General features: G+C 54.0%; 17 protein-coding genes and 1 pseudogene. 9 read left to right on the top strand and 9 right to left on the bottom strand.

Translation table 11 applies throughout. From position 1 onward, the window contains the following. The 5 genes and pseudogenes from B7444_RS10060 to B7444_RS16345 all read left to right on the top strand — a co-directional run. Positions 1-181, top strand: a 181-nt coding sequence (locus B7444_RS10060; RefSeq protein ID WP_048855162.1) for an IS3 family transposase, incomplete at its 5' end; no start/stop codon positions are given. 212 nt (positions 182-393) lie between these two features. Then, entirely contained in the window at positions 394-579 is a 186-nt protein-coding gene (locus B7444_RS17160; RefSeq protein ID WP_007284153.1) for a hypothetical protein, read from the top strand. Between the two features lie 15 nt (positions 580-594). Next, positions 595-1,212 (top strand): annotated as a pseudogene (locus B7444_RS10065) (transposase); the annotation flags it as partial. A gap of 125 nt (positions 1,213-1,337) precedes the next feature. Further along, positions 1,338-2,936 carry a carboxylesterase/lipase family protein gene (locus tag B7444_RS10070; RefSeq protein ID WP_007284151.1) on the top strand — a complete coding sequence of 533 codons (1,599 nt, stop codon included), beginning with the start codon at positions 1,338-1,340 and terminating at the stop codon, positions 2,934-2,936. Positions 2,937-3,485: 549 nt separating this feature from the next. After that, complete coding sequence (locus B7444_RS16345) at positions 3,486-3,668, top strand: hypothetical protein (protein WP_146911376.1); 183 nt, start codon at positions 3,486-3,488, stop codon at positions 3,666-3,668. Positions 3,669-3,925: 257 nt separating this feature from the next. On the opposite strand, the gene B7444_RS10085 is transcribed toward B7444_RS16345, so the two are convergent. Beyond that, positions 3,926-6,286 (bottom strand): TonB-dependent receptor, encoded by a 2,361-nt coding sequence (locus B7444_RS10085; RefSeq protein WP_231503002.1) that lies wholly within the window; start codon positions 6,284-6,286, stop codon positions 3,926-3,928. A gap of 162 nt (positions 6,287-6,448) precedes the next feature. Next, the gene (locus B7444_RS10090; RefSeq protein ID WP_035730620.1) at positions 6,449-7,405 is read right to left on the bottom strand and encodes a PDR/VanB family oxidoreductase; all 957 of its coding nucleotides are present in this window, start codon (positions 7,403-7,405) and stop codon (positions 6,449-6,451) included. Positions 7,406-7,616: 211 nt separating this feature from the next. Between B7444_RS10090 and B7444_RS10095 the strand changes: the two genes are divergently transcribed. Both B7444_RS10095 and B7444_RS10100 read left to right on the top strand, forming a co-directional pair. Continuing rightward, a complete protein-coding gene (locus B7444_RS10095; protein WP_007284147.1) occupies positions 7,617-8,693 on the top strand; it encodes an acetamidase/formamidase family protein in 1,077 nt (358 codons plus the stop codon). Positions 8,694-8,752: 59 nt separating this feature from the next. After that, entirely contained in the window at positions 8,753-9,982 is a 1,230-nt protein-coding gene (locus B7444_RS10100; RefSeq protein WP_007284146.1) for an MFS transporter, read from the top strand. An 8-nt stretch (positions 9,983-9,990) separates the two neighbouring features. Here B7444_RS10100 and B7444_RS10105 read toward each other — a convergent pair whose 3' ends face one another. The 6 genes from B7444_RS10105 to B7444_RS10130 all read right to left on the bottom strand — a co-directional run bounded on the left by B7444_RS10105 (position 9,991) and on the right by B7444_RS10130 (position 16,564). Next, a complete protein-coding gene (locus B7444_RS10105; protein ID WP_007284145.1) occupies positions 9,991-10,611 on the bottom strand; it encodes a cysteine hydrolase family protein in 621 nt (206 codons plus the stop codon). Continuing rightward, entirely contained in the window at positions 10,608-11,852 is a 1,245-nt protein-coding gene (locus B7444_RS10110; protein WP_007284144.1) for an MFS transporter, read from the bottom strand. Before B7444_RS10110 ends, B7444_RS10105 begins: the two co-directional genes overlap by 4 nt. 269 nt (positions 11,853-12,121) lie before the next feature. Then, on the bottom strand, positions 12,122-13,312 hold the full coding sequence (locus tag B7444_RS10115) for an aromatic ring-hydroxylating oxygenase subunit alpha (protein ID WP_007284143.1): 1,191 nt from the start codon (positions 13,310-13,312) through the stop codon (positions 12,122-12,124). A gap of 26 nt (positions 13,313-13,338) precedes the next feature. Next, positions 13,339-14,121, bottom strand: a complete 783-nt coding sequence (locus B7444_RS10120) for a TauD/TfdA dioxygenase family protein (RefSeq protein ID WP_231502995.1) — start codon at positions 14,119-14,121, stop codon at positions 13,339-13,341. A 68-nt stretch (positions 14,122-14,189) separates the two neighbouring features. Continuing rightward, entirely contained in the window at positions 14,190-15,458 is a 1,269-nt protein-coding gene (locus B7444_RS10125) for a zinc-binding metallopeptidase family protein (RefSeq protein WP_007284141.1), read from the bottom strand. After that, entirely contained in the window at positions 15,455-16,564 is a 1,110-nt protein-coding gene (locus B7444_RS10130) for an LLM class flavin-dependent oxidoreductase (protein ID WP_007284140.1), read from the bottom strand. The genes B7444_RS10125 and B7444_RS10130 overlap by 4 nt, the downstream gene beginning before the upstream one ends. Before the next feature lie 142 nt (positions 16,565-16,706). On the opposite strand from B7444_RS10130, the gene B7444_RS10135 reads away from it, so the two are divergent. After that, positions 16,707-17,720 (top strand): helix-turn-helix domain-containing protein, encoded by a 1,014-nt coding sequence (locus B7444_RS10135; RefSeq protein WP_159107808.1) that lies wholly within the window; start codon positions 16,707-16,709, stop codon positions 17,718-17,720. A 581-nt stretch (positions 17,721-18,301) separates the two neighbouring features. Here the strand turns inward: B7444_RS10135 and B7444_RS10140 are convergent. After that, complete coding sequence (locus B7444_RS10140) at positions 18,302-19,174, bottom strand: TauD/TfdA dioxygenase family protein (protein WP_197026274.1); 873 nt, start codon at positions 19,172-19,174, stop codon at positions 18,302-18,304. Positions 19,175-19,443: 269 nt separating this feature from the next. Here B7444_RS10140 and B7444_RS10145 point away from each other — a divergent pair, with 269 nt between their 5' ends. Further along, a complete protein-coding gene (locus B7444_RS10145; protein ID WP_007284137.1) occupies positions 19,444-19,764 on the top strand; it encodes a dioxygenase family protein in 321 nt (106 codons plus the stop codon). Positions 19,765-19,776 lie beyond the last annotated feature (12 nt).

The raw sequence follows: 19,776 nt of genomic DNA on the forward strand, positions 1-19,776 counted from the left end.
CACTGTCAAACGCTTCCATTACGACAGTCATGAGCAGTTGAGGATCCACCTCAACGACTTCATGGCAGCCTATAATTTCGGGCGAAGGCTCAAGACGCTGAGTGGCCTCACACCTTACGAATACGTCTGCAAAATATGGACTTCAGAGCCAGAAAGATTCATCATCAACCCAACCCATTAAACCCCGGGACTAAACAACTTATGTGTTTCCAGCCAGCTATGATGGCCTCCTGACCGACCCTGGCCAGGGTCGGTCAGGAGGTGAGATACAGCGCTTAACATCTGGTAGCCTGACCACGTTTTCCAGTAGGCTGATCTCGCCTCTCTTCACCGTCTCGAACAGTTGACGGCGGCCCGCTTCCGGGACCGCGAACATAAGAAAGAGAGAGTGATATGTCTGCGCAAACCATTATCGGAATAGATGTGTCCCGAGACTGGTTTGATGGCTTCTGTCTGCCCGAAAAACAGAGATTCCGTTTGCAAAATTCACCTGATGGCCATGCCAGATTACTGGAAACCCTTCAGAGTATGCCTGATGGTCTCAAGGTTGGGTTTGAGGCCACAGGCGGACAGGAATAGGCACTCTGGCGTGTTCTCATAAGTATGGGAATCAATGCGGTCCAGTTGCCACCAGCACAAATCAAGGCTTTCGCACTCTCCATGGGGAAGAGAGCGAAGACCGACCAGATCGACGCAGAACTGATTGCGCGCTTCCTGGCGCTTCGCCCAGAGGTCGGCCGAACACTGCCAGATGAAAAACTTCAGCTTCTCCGGGCATTAACGGTTCGCAGAGCTCAGATGGTAGAGGCGCGTAAACGGCTTTCTGCCAAAGCAGAACTTCTCCGTTCCATCTCCGGTATCGACCCGGTATCAGTCGCCATGCTTCTCGCAGAAATGCCAGAACTGGGCCGCATGACAGCGACTGAAGCCGCTGCCATGACCGGACTTGCACCAATGGCTCATGATGACAGCAGCGCGATGCGTGGGAAGCGTGTCATTTCAGGGGGACGGAGATCTTTCCGCCATGTCCTGTTTCAGGCCGGATTGGCAGCTTCATGTCATAATCCGGTTCTGAAAGCTGTGGCAAAGCGCATAAAACAGAGGGGCAAGCCACATAAATTGGTTATTATCGCGATTGCGCGGCGTCTCGTCACAATCGCAAATGCCGTCCTCAAAACAGGCCTGCCATGGCGCATAAGCTCCGCCGCTTAAACACAGTTGCTAGCTTGATGCGCGACACCCTCAAAACACATTTCAGGTCTTAGAAGCAAGAAAACCCACCGGAAGCGTGTCATGCTTCTCGCAACTCTGTTTTCACATATTTTGAGAGTACAGTGATGAGGCGAGTTTTCCAAATACCATTCTCATCAGTTTCCCGCTTTCTTCTGCCATGCCTTCTACTGTCTTCTTGGCCATCCAAGGTCACGGGTCAGGAATCAACCCTGCTGGAAATTCGCATCGATACCGGCGCAATTCAGGGGGAAGTCCGCAAGGGAGTGAAAGTTTTCCTCGGTATTCCTTATGCGGCGCCTCCTGTCGGTTCTCTGCGCTGGCGATCACCAAAACCCGTCGCTGCCTGGGAGGGCCTCCGAAATGCCAGGCATTTCGGGCCGGATTGCATGCAAATCTCAATGAGTCGAGCGCTAGGTCCCGGCTATACGAATCCGACTAGCGAGAACTGCCTCTACCTGAATATTTGGCAACCAGCCTCTACGCCAAAACCTGCTCCTGTTATGGTATGGATTCATGGTGGTGCATGGCTGATGGGTGCAGGGTCCTTGCCCATCTATGACGGCACAGCCTTTACGCGACAGGGAATTATTCTTGTCACGATTAACTATCGGCTAGGCCGCTTCGGCACGTTTCCCCATCCAGCACTTCGTAAAGAGAGCCAAAGAACCGGAGAGCCTTGGGCTAATTACGGATTGCTCGATCAGATCGCAGCTTTGCGATGGGTACAAAAAAATATCACCGCATTCGGCGGCGACCCAGGTAACGTGACAATATTCGGGGAATCCGCCGGAGGACGGTCAGTTAACATGCTGCTGACCTCTCCCCTTGCCCATGGCCTTTTCCAGAAAGCGATCGCCCAGTCCGGCGGGGGCCAGAACATCCTTGAAAGTATCATACCGACTGAGGGTTCACACTCCCCTTCTCCAGTGGAAGCGCGAACTCTAGCCTGGTCGCGCGCGCAAGGCGTTTTGGATGAAAACGACATGGACGCCCTACGTCGCCTCCCGGCCGATGTCGTTGTCCGTTATAGGCCGGGAGAACCGCTGCCGACACCGGTGATCGATGGACGAATTCTTCCCATGCAGGTCGACGATGCCATGATGTCAGGCACACATGCTAACGTGCCCTACCTGACTGGTGCCAATACGTTCGAGCAGAGTCTACTAGAATGGATGCCTGGCGCCTTGGAAAAGGCTGTTACCGCACAGAAAGCCAATTTCTTGCAGATTATGAACCTTTACAATGCGACCGGCCCGCAACGGACTGAGAGACTGGAGAAATGGTGGGGAGAAGCTGGTTATGTGGCTCCATCACGTTTTTACGCGCATCAGATGGCCCAGAGCGGTAACCCGGTTTGGCTCTACCGTTTCGGGTACATCCCACATGCAAAGCGCGGCAAGGTCAAAGGCGCCGGTCACGGCACGGATGAGGGGCTGGTTTTCCACAACGAAACTCAGTCCAACCGCTATGGTTACGGTCCAGCTGATACTGCAATGGCGGAAATGCTCAACCGCTACTGGGCTCAGTTTGCACGAACCGGCGATCCGAATGGAGGCATGCTTCCTCCTTGGCCACGACTAACGCCAGAAGGTGAAAATCTGATGGAATTCGGAGACGATAGCGCACGACCAGCAAGTGATCCTGCTGCATTTCGTCTCAATGTTCTAGATCGGCTGTTCCTTGAGAGAATGAAAGGCGGCTGAAGCCATTTTCCGTATTTTTTCTTATGGCTGCATGGTATTTGGTCTTGGGGCTAGATAGTGCGAGTTTTACGTAAATAAAAAGAGGCACTATGGATCATAGTTTACCACGGGAGCACCACGATGAAATTGACCGATTGGTCGAACGATACAATATGATCCGGCAGCCTGCTTGTCTTTTATTGTATCAACGCGATTTTTACGAATAACACCACGCATTTCACTGGCCCGTCGGGTGAAGACTGAACGCCAACGTGCAAAGTCGTACTTCAACAATAAGTTTCCTCCCCGCACGTATTTGAACGTATTGTCTTCCCGCAGAAAGCAACGCAACAGTTCAGCAGCCTCAACAGCCGCCAGAATTGGGTCCTTCGGCTCATCGCCTTGATGCCGCGTCAGGATGGCATGGGCCCGATGCTCCGTTCTCGGCATAATCGGAGATGTGCTCAATGGCGCTTGCTAGTCCACCGCCTCCGAAGCCAGCTTTAAACCACTGGACGCCACGTTGATTAGGTTGGGTTTACAAAAGACCTGATCCGGAGCCTTGCGACAGTGAGATTGAGGACACTTACGAAAAGACAGGACAGTCTTATCGTAGCGGGTTACGATGCGGCGCATCTGCTTGAACCTGTCGAACATGCGCTCGCTGCAGTTGCGATCCCTGTAACGTCGTCAGTCTGCTTTCCAAGAAGCCTTGCGGCCTTTGCGTGGTGGAATGACTGGCAGGCTCCTTGAGTCGGTAGATCCTGACGAAAACAGTTGCTGTCATACCCCCCATCGGCCAGCATGGCATTGGGGACGGGACAAGACACTAGCTTGATGCGCGACGGGTTCGACTTTCATGGCAACGTGCGTCCGATGCACTCCATCGCAAATTTCATCGCACTGTAAATCCCGATTCCCGACCACGCCGCCAGGCCGCTTCAGCCGAAACATGCACGAGACCACGCAAAATGCCTGTAATAAATCATGTTTTCGTTACGGCGCGTCGTTTAAAAGCTATATCCAATCGTACCAACGAACTGACGTGGGGCAATATACTGCTCACTGGTCTGGTTCGTTCCGTACGGATCTGTAAAGCGCGAGTTCACACCAGCCGTGTTCGCAAGATTAGTTGCTGCGAAAGACATTCTCCAATGGCTTGCGCGTGGCTTGTATTCAAGGAAAGCATTGAAGATAAAGTAAGCAGGCACATGATCGATCAGAGGATTATCTATAATCCGGGCGGAGTAATTGCCGCGATAGATGTATTGCGCGCGCGTTAGGAGCGTGCCACCAGGGATGTCCCAGAGATAGGACGCCGAAAGAGACGCCTGCAAATTCGGCAGCCCCGGCGCCTGATTGCCTTTGACATTCGGTGCTGACGCCTGAACCGCGGCCCAGCAGGCACTATTGTAGTACTGTCCACCATAGGCACAAGCTGGAGAAGATGCATAAGCCGTGCTGACAGTGGAAGCGTCAAGCGAATGATAGTTCGACACGATGCGGCTTTTTTCAAGAGTGAGAGAGCCATCGATCCTCAGACGGTCATGAAGAGCCACATAGGCGCTTTCCATTTCGATTCCGTACAAGTCAACTTTGGGCACATTCGCGATGCCATAGGCATAGGGATACGGATCGTCTGCGATATATTGCATGTTGTGATAATTGGCATAAAAAGCCGCGATATTAAACATGATCTGGTGATTGAAAAACCAGTTCTTCGCTCCAATTTCGTAATTGAGAATGCGTTCTGCCTTGAACTCTTGACCTATGACCTTGGCAGTCGAGTTGCCGTTAACGCCCCCAGGTTTGTAGCCTGTGCCGACGGAAAAATAGACCATACTCTCAATACCTAACGACAAGCGCGTCAGATCATAATCAATCTCGGCTTTCCACGTCGGAATTTTCGTCGAAAAACTATGCTGGCTTGAGGTATTCCCGTAGGCTGAAAAACCATTACTGTTCGAACTGTAGCGGTCGTAATTGAATCGCGCGCCACCCTTGAGGTGAAGGCGCTCTGTGAAGTGGTACCCAAGCTCGACATAAGGCTGCACGGCAAAACGTGTCGCTGTCTGCTGGTTACCATAGGTCAAGGTGGAGGGAGCATTCGTCATGAGGTGCTCGGGAACCGCATAATTTGGCCAGCCAGTATAATTCGTTCCCCCAAATTCAGTGATATAAGCATGACCTCTCTGCCCCATCAGAAACAGTCCTACCTCCCAGTCGATCGGCATCGCCCTGCGTGACTTGAGCGCAATTGTCTCGGAATAATTGTTCATGGTATTATTATTATTAGGAAGAATATCATATTGGCCGAGAATACGCTCACTCACGCGGGCATTATCGTACTGCTCATGATCGCGAATGTGTTGAGCTGCCGTCACGGACGTCAGTTCGACAAGAGATGTCTTCCAGTCAAGGTTTAAGTGATAAAGGGAACTCGTCAGCGAACTCCGAGCAGGATAGTCCTGATTCACGATACGCGGATTTGTCGATGTATCGAGAATGTTCTTCTGCTCGGCACCATGTGGCGTGGAATTATACCACTGCCCTGTAAGCGTCGCCGTGAAATTGCTGAAGGCCTGCCATTTGATAGCAAGTTTGCCAGCATTATCCTGAGCATCATCAAGATCATACCGTCCAAGGTAAGGCGAAGTCGTGTGTGCAAAGCCAGTATGGGTATAAGACTGGAACGAGCCCCGAATTGCGAGATTGCTGGTCAGCGGCACATTGAGCTGAGCGCGACCCCGGGCAAGGTTGTAATCGCCACCTGAAGCTTCGACCTTGCCTGAAATACGGTCAAAGGTCGGATCTTCCGTGTTGATCACAATCGCACCGCCTGGCGCACTCTGCCCATATTTGGTAGCTTGAGGCCCTCGATACACATCGATGGATTCAAGGTCGAAAAACGTCTGATCCAGCGATACCGAATTGGCAATATAGACGCCGTCGATATACACAGCCACGCCAGTCGAGGTCGTAAGTGTGTTCTGAGCAGTCTGCATGCCCACGCCGCGGATCTGAATGTTAGTCTGATATCCGGCAGTCTTGGCGATATTGAGACCAGGCGCCAGTCCATTCAGGCCGGATATACTCGTCACGTTCGAATGATCGAGTGTAGAAGCTCTGATAGTCGTGACTGAGGTTGGCGTCTTCTGAACGTCCACCGAACGAGCAACTGCACGGACCTGAATGGTCTCAGGCTTATTCAGGGGCTTTCCAATCCCTACCTTCCGACCTTCCGCGACTTTTTTGGCGGCCTTGTTGGAGATTGTTTCGGCACTCGCCTCAGTCATGAAGCCCAACGAGACAACCAGAGACAAAGCACTGCTGTTCAACGCGATATGACGGAGCCACGAACCTTTGCGCATGAGCTTCTCCTTGCGTTGCATTCTGAGACCACAGATGTGAACCGCGACTGCGGGGTGACGTAAAAAAGATTAGAGGGCGCAAGAAAAAACCTTCTTGCTTCTGAGGCCCGCACTATGTTCTGAAAACGAAATAAATTATTTAATTAATGTTCTGATATGGCATTAGAGATCAAGCACGAGACGAGGTGTCTTCGCACCGGAGCAGCAGATCATCATAGTTTCACCCCGAGCTTGCTCCTCTTGAGTCATGACACTGTCTCGATGATCCGCAACACCATCAATAAGACGTGTCTCGCACATTCCACATACACCTTCCGCGCAGGAAAACGTCGCGCTGACGCCTGCTGCACGAACAGCTTCCAGAATCGTCTGGCCTGCGCGAACCTGAACGGTGCATCCCGTTTTCGCCAGAACGACTTCGAAATTCCCGCCGGTAGCTGGAGCGGCAACTGCCGAGAAATGTTCTCGATGCCGTTGGGCATCAGGGAGTCCCCCGAATGCAGTTTCAAACGTATCCATCATCCGTCCAGGACCGCAGCAGTAGACGTGCGCAGCCGAATCGCAGTCCTGTGCAATAGCATCGAACGAAAGCCGCTCCTGCCCGTCATGCGAGAAGTAAGTTTTCACCTTCGATCCGTCACATTGATGGATTTCAGAAAGAAACGCTGCTTCTCTTGCGGTAGAAGCCGCATAATGCAATTCCCACGAGGCTCTGATCTGCATCAAACGTTGTGTCAGAGACCAGATGGGAGCGATGCCGATACCACCCGCGATAAGCACATGGTGCGGTGCAGGCTCGAACAACGCAAAGCGATCTCGCGGCATACCAATCTCTAATATGTCCCCCTCTGAGAGTTGGCTATGGAGCCACGCTGAGCCGCCGCGACTCTGAGGCTCACGCAGGACAGCAATCTCATACTGTTCACGTGTTCCTGGCAGATTTGTCAGAGAATATTGCCGGATCAGTCCACCCGCACATGGAATGTGTACATCAATATGTGCTCCTGCCAATACGGGCATTAAGGGCATGCCGCTCGAAGACTCCAGCGTAATGCGGAGTATCCGTGACGTCAGCGCAGCAAGCCGGGAGACACGCATCGGCAGGATTGGATTGGTCATAGCAAGCTCGCCATAATCGGAAGAGTTGAGGACGTCCTTTCGCTGACAATCATCGGCGATCACGTAAAAACAAGACAGGCGACGTACTTGTGCGCGCGTATCAAGGATTAGGGCGCTTTCGCACAATTCTCCTGCTCACTCTTGTCATTATTATGTTGTCCAAAAGGATCGTTCCCATCTCGGAGATCTCTATGATGCAGAGGTATCACCTATGGTTTTGATGTGTGAAACAGGATCAACGCGCCCGCTCGACGCGCCAAAGGCGCTTCACCATCTCAAGGCAACCCCGCATAATGTACATTGGGGTTATTTCGACGCCTCACTGGCACCGGCGCTCATCATAGACTCTGGCGACCTGATCCAGGCCGAATCCTTAACACATCATGCCGGCGACGACCCGGCACTCCTGATGGATGAGGCGATGCACCAGATCTGGCGCAGCATTCCAGAGGCAGACCGCAATCCCGGGGTGCACCTTATGACCGGCCCAATCTATGTCCGCGATGCGAAGCCTGGCGACATGTTGGAAGTCCGTTATCTCACGATGACCCCACGCTTTCGTTTCGGTTCCAATCTCGCGGCCCATTGGGGACAGCTTTACTCCGACCTTGGAGAGCGCGAACGTGTCACGATCTATGGCCTCGATCCGGCAACGAATACCGCCGAAGCTGTCTATGCCTATGACGTCCATGAGAAATACCTGACGCCAGGCCGGATCACTAACTGTCCGGAATGTGATCGCAAGCCAGCGCTAGCTGGCGTCCGCGTTCCCGTCCGCCCCCATCTGGGTACCGCGGGTGTCGCACCCGACGCGCCGGGTCGGATCAGCACCATCCCACCCGGCCTGCATGGCGGCAATATTGACAACTGGCGGATCGGGGCGGGGGCGACAATGTACTACAAGGTCCAGGTCGACGGTGGACTGTTCTCCATAGGGGATCCTCATATCAGCCAGGGCGACGGCGAGATTAGCGGCACCGCAATCGAGGCATCGCTCGACGTGCTCTTTCAGGTCATCCTGCGGCGTGATTTCACTTTTCGTTCACCACTTCTCGAGACACCAGACCATTTTATTGTCCACGGCTTTGGAGACAACCTCGACGTGGCGGCAAAGGAAGCGTCGCTGGACATGCTCTCACTCATCAAGGAAACCGGCCTGTCCGCAGACGACGCCTATTCGCTTCTATCTATCTCAGGAGATCTCGGAGTCACGCAGGTCGTTGACGGCACCGTCGGCGCCCACATGAAAATCCGACGTAATATTCTCCCCTCTCCCCGAAAATCCTGATCCAAAGTGAGTAGGCCAACGTGTGTCCAGAACATTGGCAACGTGATAAATTAGGGTTGATGATCGCCTGCACCATCGGCGCGATGACTGGCGTGACCCCGGTTGTCATGATCACCTTCGGTCTGTTTCTCGCCCCGATCGCAGATGCTTTTCACTGGTCGCACGGCTTTGTGAGCATGGCTTTCCTCATGCTCTCGCTCGGCATGGCCGCGGGCTCACCAATTGCCGGACGTATTTCTGATCGTTTCGGCACCAGGCGCACGATCCTCGTGGGATTTATCCTGTACACCGGATCGCTGGCACTGGTCGGTCTTTTGCAGGCCAATCGTGCGGTATTTCTTGTCATATTTGCCGTGATAGGCCTCACCGGAGCATTGCCGAGTACAATGATGCTCGCCCGCGTGGTCGCAACATGGTTCGATGTACGACGTGGGCTCATGCTCGGAATCATGGCCGGCCTAGGTAACGGTATCGGCGCCAGTATCATGCCTGCAATCGGTCTGGCTATCATGGCGCATGCAGGGTGGCGGGCCACCTACCCCGTTCTTGCGTTGATCGTCCTCGTAACAGCATTTCCTGTCGGCTTCGTTTGGCTACGGGATGCAGGGAACCCCATCACGCTGCCGAAAGCACGCGCACACGAAGTTCCCGCCGACGATATTGCGTTTCCTCCCCATGCGCCTAAAGAGCTGACCCATCAGGATACGCTAGGGAGTGCTGCAAAACAGCCGACTTTCTGGATCATTCTCCTGACCATTGCATCAGGCGCCGGCTGTATCACCGCATTGATCGCCCACCTCATACCAATCCTGACCTCTCGTGGAATCCCCATTGCTCAAGCCCTGCTGATCATGTCTGTCATGACCAGAACCTGTGCAGTCTGGCAGGTTATCATCGGTCATATCATGGATCGCACACGTGCGGGCCGCACCATCATGCCATTTTATCTTGCCGCACTTGCGGGCATATTGTTGCTGCAGAGCAGCAGCTTCATTGCCGTCGTGGTCGGCGGATTTGCCGTCGGAGTTGCCATGGGAACAGAGTTTGGGGCGCTTCCCTATGTTGTCTCACGGTATTTTGGGCTTGCCGCGTATGGACGTATCGCTGGCACCATGTATGCGGCTGTAATGCTGGCGCAAGGCATAACTCCCGTTCTTATGGATATATCCTACGATCATACCGGAAACTATAGGTTGTCTCTCGGCGCCATGACTGCTGTTTTTGCTTGCGGCAGCCTCGCATTATGCGCCTTGCCAACCTATCCGACAGGCTCAACCAAGACTTTCTGAGCAGTAAGTCAAACGTTCCATGCAATCATGACGTCCTGTGTCATCACGGAAGTGGCGCAATGCGCGGACAGGATTGCCAGCGCATTTTCGTGCGTTGCAGAATCAAAGGCGGCACAGGCATCGCGGGCAATGAAGACATCGAAGTCACGATGAAAGGCATCACGCGCAGTCGCATCTACACAACAATCGGTCGTCAAGCCGCAAAGTACAAGAGTTTCAATTCCGCACGCATGTAAACGGGCTTCAAGATCCGTCCCCGCGAATGCACTGTAAAGCAGTTTCTCTACTTCCGGCTCTCCTTCCAGTGGCAGAATCCGATAATAATCAACTCCCGTAGTGCCAAAGCGGCAGATTGCAATCTCATCTGCCATGTCAGCGCGCGCCATGAAGCGCTTGAGCGCACGAGAGTCAGTTTCTGGGCGCGTCACAACACGAATGAACCACGGCGTCACACCTGCACGCCTGGCAGCGCCAATCAACATCTGCGCCTGTGAGATAGCCGCGTCGACGGGACCGAGCGCCATGCCCGCACGCGCCATGGCAAAGCCGGGCGCTCCAAAATCATTCTGAATGTCTATGACCAGCAGCGCAGTACCTGACGGCGCGACATCCTGAGGCGCGAGCGTCATGCTTCCTCCCGTAGGCGAGGCCGGCGTAAAAAAGAGACGGCAACTGTGAGAACCAGACCGAAAGAACCGAACGCCATAAAGATCGCGCGGAAACTCCCCGTGCTGTCATGAATAGCCCCGCCCACCCAGGGACCGAAGGCCGCCGCCGTCGAGATCAGACACATCGTCGCATACAGTTCGAGGTTCTGTCGTGGGCCGAAATATTCGAGCAGCATCATGGCGCTAGCCACGTAGGATAGGCCAACACCGAGCCCCATCGTCAACACGAAGAAACCCAGCGTCAGACTACTTTGAGGAACGAGAAGATCAACAGCCGCAAGTGTCATAGCAGCCGTGGCAGCAACTGTTAGAACGCGTGCCCCCATGACCCGTCCGACCTCGCCAGCCAGAAACGATCCGGCAGCAGCGAAAAGAGCGACCAGCGACATTGTTTCGGCCGCGTGCGTCGATGACAGTCCGTGTTCAGTGAAATGCTGGACAGAGAAACCATGCAACGTCGTACTGATGGCGAGGCACCCAGTATAGGACGCGACAATGACCCAGAATGCAGGAACACTCAGCGCCGCCCTGGCGGGCCAGCCTGCTATATGAATTGTGTTATCATGGGCATGGCCGAAATGAATACCACGAACGACAAGGGTGGCTGCAATTCCACACAGACCTGTCGCAAACGCACAGAGCCACCAGAATGGGCGCCATGCATGAAAGACGTTATTCACTCCGAGATACAAAAGTGGCCCCGCGATAGAACCTAGCCCGCCAACACCGAAATAGATTCCCATGGGGCGACTTGGCTGTTCAAAGAGATTGGTCACGACATAAGTGCCCGGGACGGTCCCTCCAATCGTGAACGCGCATCCAATCAGGAGCGTGCCCAGATCGTACTCAAGCTTACTTGACGCAATAGCAAGCAGTGAAAACCCCAGTGCCAGAAAGACACTAGCAGCGCTCAGCGTCGCAACGATCCCGACCCGCCGGATCGCCATCGCAGGTAACGGGCTGGTAAGGCCACATGCAAGGCCCAGCAGAGTAAAGCCGAAACCGGCATCGCTCCAGCTCAGTTGCAGGTCCGCCACCATGGCTGGCAGCACGACGCCCAGCGCATTGAACGACCCAGCCATAAGAAAGAAATAAAGAGCCGTCACAGCCGCCAGAGCAAAATACCGCCTGACTGTAGAAGCGGCGATTGGGTCCGGTGGCATCACCACAATGCTATCCTCACTGGAAATGGCGAGAGACATAGGACAGTATTCCACCTCACGGACCCCTCTGCCGAAAGGACAGATCGAGTCAGGTTGTCTAAAAGACTGGCCATGAGCGCCTTTGCGACACGGCCGGGCATCTCTAGACGCTAGACCGCGCCGCAATGACATTCTTGCGCCAAAGCAACGAATTATATTCCGATCGCGCAACTTCGATAAATATTATCCACTTAGAAATTGTTTCAAAACTCCGCTAAAACGCCAAGGGAATTACAGTATTACCTGGAGGGGCTTTTCTAGTCCCTATCTTAGTTTTTCCCTCTTTTTGGGTTTGACCATGCTTCACGGTATCGGGGTACCAACCATGTATTGAACAAGCGCTGTGCGCCCTCCTGCCAGGAGTAGCGACCACGGGGAGCAAAACGTGATCTCAGTCCGATCTGTACCATCTCATCAACATGCAGGTCTTGGTCGATGATTTCGGTCGCAGCCAGAAAGCCCATCGCCATCTTTTGCTGATAGGCTGGATCTGCCTTGGCGCGCGGGGCTGTCAAAACTCCCTGATCAACACGATGGCTCTCGGGCCCATCAGCACGCAGAATAAGATAGATGACAGAATCCACAGTCATGACAAGAGACAGTGTCGGAGGAACGTTAGCGAACACCATACGATGACGCTCCTCCGCCGTTAGGTCAGGAAAAACTGGCAATACAGCACGCTGCGTAGCATTGAATGCTGCATCCGGATGCAGCGTGCGGTTCGTACGATAATATCCTGCTGTATCCTCACCAAGATCATCAGGAAATTCTGCCAGTTCGCTCGGGATGAAATCATGCAACGGTCCCTGGTGGAGCTTGCTTGCATGATAACCATCGTTGTTGTTCTCAAACATGACTTTCCAGTTCCAGGGATAGCGCTGCTCCTCGGCCGGCTTGTCCCCTTGGGCATTGGGCAGATCGTAGCCGCGCAGTACTTCAGAAACCTTGGCCAAACGCGGCGCAAGGGGGGCCACGTTCGTATCGAAATTAATGAAGACGAAACCTTCCCAAATTTCGAGTGCAAAAACCGGAAGGTTGAAATCCTCTTTATGGAATTTGCAGGAGCGTTCCATTGCCGGAGCTGCCGCAAGCGAGCCGTCCAGCGCGTAGGTCCAGTGATGATAGGGGCACACGAACGCGCGCGCTTTGCCGCTGCCTTCTGCAACAAGCATCGCGCGATGCTGACACACGCTGGACATTGCCCGGAGCACGCCATCGCGACCACGAGCAACGATCAGCGGTTCATCGGCGATAAAGGATGTGAAATAGTCTCCGGGGTTCGCCGCCCAGGATTCGCGCCCCATACATAGCCATTCTTTCGAAAAGATCGCCTTCTTTTCGAATTCGTAGAACCCAGCATCCGTGTAGCAAAGCGGGGGAAGGCTCTCCGCCTCTTCGGTCGGAAGGATGGAAGTCTCCATCGCGTCGAACAAGGCATCGTCGAGGGAAATGCTCGTCATGGTCAATCCAGATCGCAAATGAAGGGTTAAAAAGGCTTGTCGCCAGAGACGGTCACGCGAAACCCGGATCTCGTCTGGGGGAAATAATCCCAGATCGCCTGATGCTGCGTGCAACGATTGTCCCAGAACGCCACGGAATCAGGCTTCCAGCGGAATCGCACCTGAAAATCCGCAGCCATGCAGTGCTGGTAGAGCATGTTCAGCACTGCATCGCTTTCCAGCTTGGAAAGTTGCGGAATCCGCGTCGTGTAAGATTGGTTCACGAAGAGGCACTTGCGACCGGTCTCGGGATGCGTGCGCACAACGGGATGTTCGCTGCATGGAAAAGTCTTGCCGTTGTTGCCAACAATGGGACGATAGACATGCTCGCCATCGTGAATCGCGGTCAGCCCGTCAAGAAAATGACGCATTGACTCAGACAGCGCGTCATAAGCGGCATACATCGACGAGAAGCACGTATCTCCTCCGTATTCAGGCACGATTTTCATCGCAAGAATGCTGCCCAGCGGCGGCTCCGCATTACATGAAAGGTCGGAATGCCAATTTTCACCGGCCACAAACTTCGAACTGGCATCAGCGTGAATCGCCACAACCTCAGGATAATCCGGCAAGCCTGACACGCCAGAATGCATCGCGAGCTCTCCGAAAAAGCGACCAAGACGCAAATGATCTTCATGCGAAATCGGCTGATCACGGAAGAAAATCACCTGGTGGCGCAGCAGCGCGTCCCGCAAACCCTTCACGGTATTCGGATCGAGCGGGCGCGTCAGGTCCACCCCTTCGATTTCGGCACCAATACGGGCTGTCATCGGACGGACGATGATATTGCCCTCAAGACAGATCACATTCATTTTCAAGTCTCCGGACATCACTAGGCTTACGAATCCGCTACGCCACAGACCTCAATCGCGATCCGGGCATAGAGCAGCGTTGTCGTCACGAAATCGTCGAGAGTCGGGCGCCAACGGCGCGGCCCGAACGTGACCGCCGGAATCCCCGCGCGGTTATAGACATTATGATCTCGCCACATGGACGCATAGACAGGGTCAGCAACCTCCAGCTCCACACCGCGCACGACACGGCTGGCTGTGGCAATCGCTCCGAGCAAAGGCACAACCGCAGTCTGATCCGCCACTCCACCCTGACGATAAGCAACACAATCAATTGCATGCGGACCAATGCCGTCGAGCACTTCTTCGATCTCACGACGGATACCCTGAACGCGATCGACCGCAGATAGCCCGACCTCGACATAGAGAGCGCAGACCCCCGTACCGCCGCCAATCGCATACGGCAAACCACCGCGCACCGCTCCGATCTGCACCTTGGGAACGGTCGTCCCCCACGCCGTCTCGAACCGGTGCTCCTGCTCAAAACGTGGCGCCCAGGCATGTAACCGCGCGATGGCATCACCAAGCCGGTAAATCGGATTAGGGTGATCCTTCAGGGGCAGGGACGCATCAAACAGTGGTGTAAATATCTGCTCGCCATAAAAGCTGAGCCGAAAGATCGCGTATCCAGCCCCCTGCGCCGTCAGAGCGAAATCCGTGCCTTCAGCGGCAATCATGAAATCGGGAGCCATACCTCCATTGGCCAGAAGATATGCTGCACCGACATCCTTGCCCGACTGCGTCACCCCCTCACGACCGTCCACCGGATCGGGACCGATTTCGCCCGGGCAGGCCGCCATATAGAAGCGGCCTGCTAGACGAATTCCTGCTTTCTGGATAAGTGAGCCCGCCATCAGAAAACAAGCCATGGGCCCGCGATCATTTGCGACTGCCGCTCCTGTAAAAATTCCGCCCTGTTCCGCAACAGGCTCTTCCGGAGCGGCTTCAGGCGGGACGCACCAACGTGCATCCCGGGGATCCAGGCCACCCTCAGTGTCGAGATGCGATGCAATCAGCAATTCGCGCGACGATACCCGGCCATGACCGCCAAGGCTCCCCACAACATGAAAACGCTCCGGGACAGCGGCGATACGACGCGGACGAAAGCCTTCCTCCGCCATCCAGCGTTCGACATACTCTCCCGCTTCCCGTTCATGGCCTTGGGGGGAGAGGATGCTGCACAGTTCGAGGATACGTCGGCGCAGCACATCCCGATCCAGTAATGCCTCAAGACGCTGTGTGAGCATGTCGGTCATGCGCCGTAGCGTACCCGAAGCGCTGGAAGAACGTTATGGGACAATCTCTTCAATCCCTGCTCGTAATCTGGAAAAATGAGCATGAGGCCATCAAGATCGGTATCATCGATGACCTGTTCTATGCGTTTGACAATCGTCTCTGCCGAACCTGCGATATGCGGAGCCATGAAACCGGTCCGCGCTCGCGCTGTCATGGCATTTTCCTTACCAATCTCGGTATCGATCACACCATATGCACGCAACATGTTGCGAAAGCCTTCCGCGTCAAAGCCCTCGCGGAACACGTCCATCATGCCCTCAGCCTCGGCATCAGTGTCGCCCTGGACGATGATGGCCATCGCATACGTCCGCAAACGGCGCCCCGCGGCTTTTGCCTTGGCCTTGGCACGCTGACTGATTGCGCGCATTTCTTCATCATCTCGCCCACCAATAAACAGTGCATCTGTATTGTGAATCGCGAATTCCATGCCTTTTTCAGACTGACCTGCGGCTACCACGAAAGGGCGCGGCTTCTGAAGCGGCTTTGGTTCAGAAATGCAATGGTCGAGTTTGATGTACTTGCCATCGGCTGTGACTTCACCATCTTCTTCCCAAAGACGCCGGACAGCCTCCATCCACTCTCCGGCATAGTCATAGCGCGCATCGTGACCCAATGTTTCCGGCCACGCGCCCATCTGAGCGAATTCATCTTTAAACGCGCCGGGCACAATGTTGAGCCCGGCGCGCCCATTGCTGACCTGATCGAGCGTGGCGATCATTTTGGCGACGACAGCCGGGTTGTGTAGCAGTGTCTGAAACGTCGTCCAGATTTTAACTCGCCGGGTCTGTGCGGCGAGCGCGCTCATCAGAACAGTGGAGTCAAGCGCGGTATCCCATTGGTGATTCGCGCCACCGTAGCCTCGAAATTTTGCCATAGACATGACGAAGTCCAGTCCGATCTCTTCCGCCAGAAGCGCCGCGCGACGGTTATATTCATAGGAACCGTCGATCTTGGGTGCTGTGGTCGACAGTATCCAGCCCCCGTTGGCGATCGGCATGAAAATCCCGAAATCCTTTCCACCTTGTTCTGAAGGCAGGTCAAATACCGGGGATGAAATCGTGGGCATGCGGCCCTCTCCTTCTTGCTAGCCGATCGTTTCGTAGTCCGATCGCAAAAACCACAGGAATATTACGCATCCGTTCCACTCAAATTCTTGTCTGAATGCGATGCTCATTTGTATGATCCTATGCGATTGGCAGGAGATCAAAGTGCAACCTTGGACGTTCGAACTTGCAGATCATACAGATCAACCCGCCGCAACAGTATGGCGGAAGACGTTAGCAAGGCTCTCTCTTCCTGAAGCAACCCTACTAGTACCAACGGATGCAGAGCGTCGTGCCGACCCACGCCAGAGAATAACCGGGCGTGTGACTCAGGTCATTACACCACTGGGAATCGAGATCACACGCCTGACCGGCTCACCGCAGCGAATCGCAGGCCGCTACTCAGCGCAGACAGATGGTGTCTGGCTGGCAATTCTGCTCTCAGAAGGCGACACATCCGATGGGCCGAGCGCAACCCTCGCATCGAATGGCAAAAGCTGGACGCTCGGTGCAGGGGCCATCGGGTGCGGCCCCTTGGCCGCCGATGCCGTCCTGACGTTACCACGCTCATTTTCGATGCTTTATGTGCGACTTCCCAGATTATCACTACATTTCCGACTGCTTGCTCCGACGCCTTTGCGCGTCGGCGTGTTGGACTCAACGCTTGGTATCCGCCGCGTTCTGGCTGGTTTTCTCCAATCTTTGGGACAATCGCTGGAGGCGATGGATACCCGCCAGCTCCGCGCCATTGAGTTGGCACTGTCCGAACTGCTGATCGGCTGCGTCCTGAGCGATCCTGCCTATGGAGGCGGGGACCCACCGCTCAACCGTCGCATCGCTGCCATGCACAGCCTGTGCCAGCTCATCGAATCGGAATTGACGGATCCCGATCTGACCATGACGGCCATTGCCCGCAAACACGGCATCTCACCTCGCGGGTTACAGAAACTCTTTGCGTCGACAGGACAGAATTTCAGTCAATATCTCCGCCAACGCCGCCTCGCACGCTGTCACGACGATCTCGCCAGTCCGCTTTCAGCGCATCTTTCAATTTCGGAGATCTGTTTCCGTTGGGGCTTTAATGATGCGGCACATTTCAGCCGTAGTTTCCGGCAGGCCTATGACTTGACACCACGCGAATGGCGACGTCAGGCGACCGGTATTGTCCGGGACGAATAAACCCGAAATAGCACTCTAAGTGCGTACCAATTGTATGTTACCTGAGGCTATGAACATCTCAAATAATGACAAAAAATGTCGGTAGTGCAATTATTCTACTGATCAGAATGCGCAAAACACTAAAAGTCGTTCCTATATCTGTTTCAGAGTAATCATAACAGCAACACAGGGAAGCTAGTACCTCCATGGTTTGCACTTAACGCAACGGCCTTAGTAAAGGCAACGTTCAAGCATGTCATCATTATCAATCAAAAGCCACACATGCGGCTTGCACTCGCTACAAGACAAGCCGCGGGGCTGAAGATGAGACCGCGCGGTAGAGGCTTTGAAAATTCCGATATACAGATTGCCGTTTCCGCTGTCCGTACCATTGGAGTCTCGAAACTATTTCCCCGGTACAAAGATCTTTCAACTCTTGATCGTTCCGATATGTAAGCATTCTTAAATGGGCTTTTATCGCGGAAATGCTCATCCGTAGAGATATTAAAAAATCAACCTATCGGAGATAAAATCATATCTAAATATAATGCAGACCATCTCACCATTGATGAATCGTCAGAAAACTTTTGAAAATTGGTCCATCAGTAAGGGCGATCGCCCTTCACCCAGAGGCGATGCATTGTCCGGATATATTTCTTATCGTCAAACAACGTACCCGTATGAAGCGTACAGCGATTATCCCACATTAGAAGATCACCCACCTGCCATTTATGACGATATACGAATTTCTCGCTCGTCATAAATTCAACCAGTTCATCAAGGACCGCCAAATCCTTTGAGTCCTCTTGACCGAAAATCTCGGTGACAGTGCCAGTAGACGGCCAGAGCGCACGCCGACCATCCTTGGGATGAACACGGATCAGAGGGTGAACAACATCAGGGTTGTCGCGGATCTGCTCGGGCGTCAGTTCGCGACGCTGGTGCTCTCGCGTTTCCATGAAATGCCGGTAAGAGTGATGCAGCCTGAGTTTTTCAAGGGCTTCACGTTGTTCGGGAGGAAGCGCTTCATATGCTGCCACTCCATCAGCAATCAGCGTGTCACTACCTTCTTCGGGCACCTCGACCGCATAGAGCATTGTGCTCATGACCGGCTCTTCCTTGTAAGAATAGTCGGTATGCCACCCCACGCCGTCATTATGAGCGCCAATCGGACGACCATCCTCAATGCGGTTGGACAGCACATAGATATCCGGAAAGCCGGGGAGTGTGAAATCCTGGATCGTATGCCCTTCAGGCGTTCCTACACGACGGATAAAGCGCATCAGGGCGTCTGGATCGAGCTTCTGACCGCGCAGAAGAAGCGCACCATGCCGATTGAATACATCCACAACACCATCGAGGGTTGCGTCATCAGCTACGTTGATGTCGAGATCAATGATTTCTACGCCGAAGCCTGAACCCGGCTTGAGCGGAACAATATGAAGAGCTGTCTGGGTTGCCATCGAGTCCGCCATTTTCTGCTTCTCCTCTGGGTGCTACAGCGACGTATGTCACATGCTGTTGTTTCGATCTAGACATTGTTCCATCATCGCGGCTTGTCTGAATGCGACATAGACTATCATGGAAAAGCACGTTCCCCTCGCCTCGACATAAAGACACTTGGCGCACCAAAGAGACCACAGCGACTGTATTTTAAACGCCTTCAATGGCGGATCTGAAACGAAGAGGGAACGATTCATGCAATGCCTGTCATTTTTTTGGACATGGAAGCCCTGGTATCGCCATGCAGGACAACACGACTACGCAATTCTGGCGGAAACTCGCCCTGCGTATCGAGCATGATTACGGGCAACCACGCGCAATCCTCTCCATTTCGGCCCACTGGCTGACACGCGGTGTGGGCGTAACGGCTATGGCACGTCCTAAAACCATCCACGATTTCGGCTCCTCCCTGCCCTGCCCCCTGTTCAGCATCCAGTACCCCGCTCCAGGAAGCCCTGAAGTCGCTCGAGAAGTTGCTGCTCTTCTGAGAAGCCAGAACCTGTCACGCTCGATGAAAGCAACTGTAGTGCTAGGCTCAGGACCTATTAATTTCTTGAACTGAGCGAGCGGTTGT

Source organism: Gluconobacter thailandicus F149-1 = NBRC 100600, from assembly GCF_000964465.1.
GTDB classification, from domain to species: Bacteria; Pseudomonadota; Alphaproteobacteria; order Acetobacterales; family Acetobacteraceae; genus Gluconobacter; species Gluconobacter thailandicus.

Excerpts from the sequence above, each read along its gene's own strand:
- B7444_RS10145 (WP_007284137.1), top strand. The coding sequence starts at position 19,444 with ATGCAGGACAACACGACTACGCAATTCTGGCGGAAACTCGCCCTGCGT.
- B7444_RS10120 (WP_231502995.1), bottom strand. The coding sequence starts at position 14,121 with ATGACAGCCCGTATTGGTGCCGAAATCGAAGGGGTGGACCTGACGCGC.
- B7444_RS10095 (WP_007284147.1), top strand. The coding sequence starts at position 7,617 with ATGGTTTTGATGTGTGAAACAGGATCAACGCGCCCGCTCGACGCGCCA.
- B7444_RS10085 (WP_231503002.1), bottom strand. The coding sequence starts at position 6,286 with ATGCGCAAAGGTTCGTGGCTCCGTCATATCGCGTTGAACAGCAGTGCT.
- B7444_RS17160 (WP_007284153.1), top strand. The coding sequence starts at position 394 with ATGTCTGCGCAAACCATTATCGGAATAGATGTGTCCCGAGACTGGTTT.
- B7444_RS10125 (WP_007284141.1), bottom strand. The coding sequence starts at position 15,458 with ATGACCGACATGCTCACACAGCGTCTTGAGGCATTACTGGATCGGGAT.
- B7444_RS10090 (WP_035730620.1), bottom strand. The coding sequence starts at position 7,405 with ATGACCAATCCAATCCTGCCGATGCGTGTCTCCCGGCTTGCTGCGCTG.
- B7444_RS10115 (WP_007284143.1), bottom strand. The coding sequence starts at position 13,312 with ATGACGAGCATTTCCCTCGACGATGCCTTGTTCGACGCGATGGAGACT.
- B7444_RS10130 (WP_007284140.1), bottom strand. The coding sequence starts at position 16,564 with ATGCCCACGATTTCATCCCCGGTATTTGACCTGCCTTCAGAACAAGGT.
- B7444_RS10100 (WP_007284146.1), top strand. The coding sequence starts at position 8,753 with ATGATCGCCTGCACCATCGGCGCGATGACTGGCGTGACCCCGGTTGTC.
- B7444_RS10070 (WP_007284151.1), top strand. The coding sequence starts at position 1,338 with ATGAGGCGAGTTTTCCAAATACCATTCTCATCAGTTTCCCGCTTTCTT.
- B7444_RS10140 (WP_197026274.1), bottom strand. The coding sequence starts at position 19,174 with ATGGCGGACTCGATGGCAACCCAGACAGCTCTTCATATTGTTCCGCTC.
- B7444_RS10110 (WP_007284144.1), bottom strand. The coding sequence starts at position 11,852 with ATGTCTCTCGCCATTTCCAGTGAGGATAGCATTGTGGTGATGCCACCG.
- B7444_RS10105 (WP_007284145.1), bottom strand. The coding sequence starts at position 10,611 with ATGACGCTCGCGCCTCAGGATGTCGCGCCGTCAGGTACTGCGCTGCTG.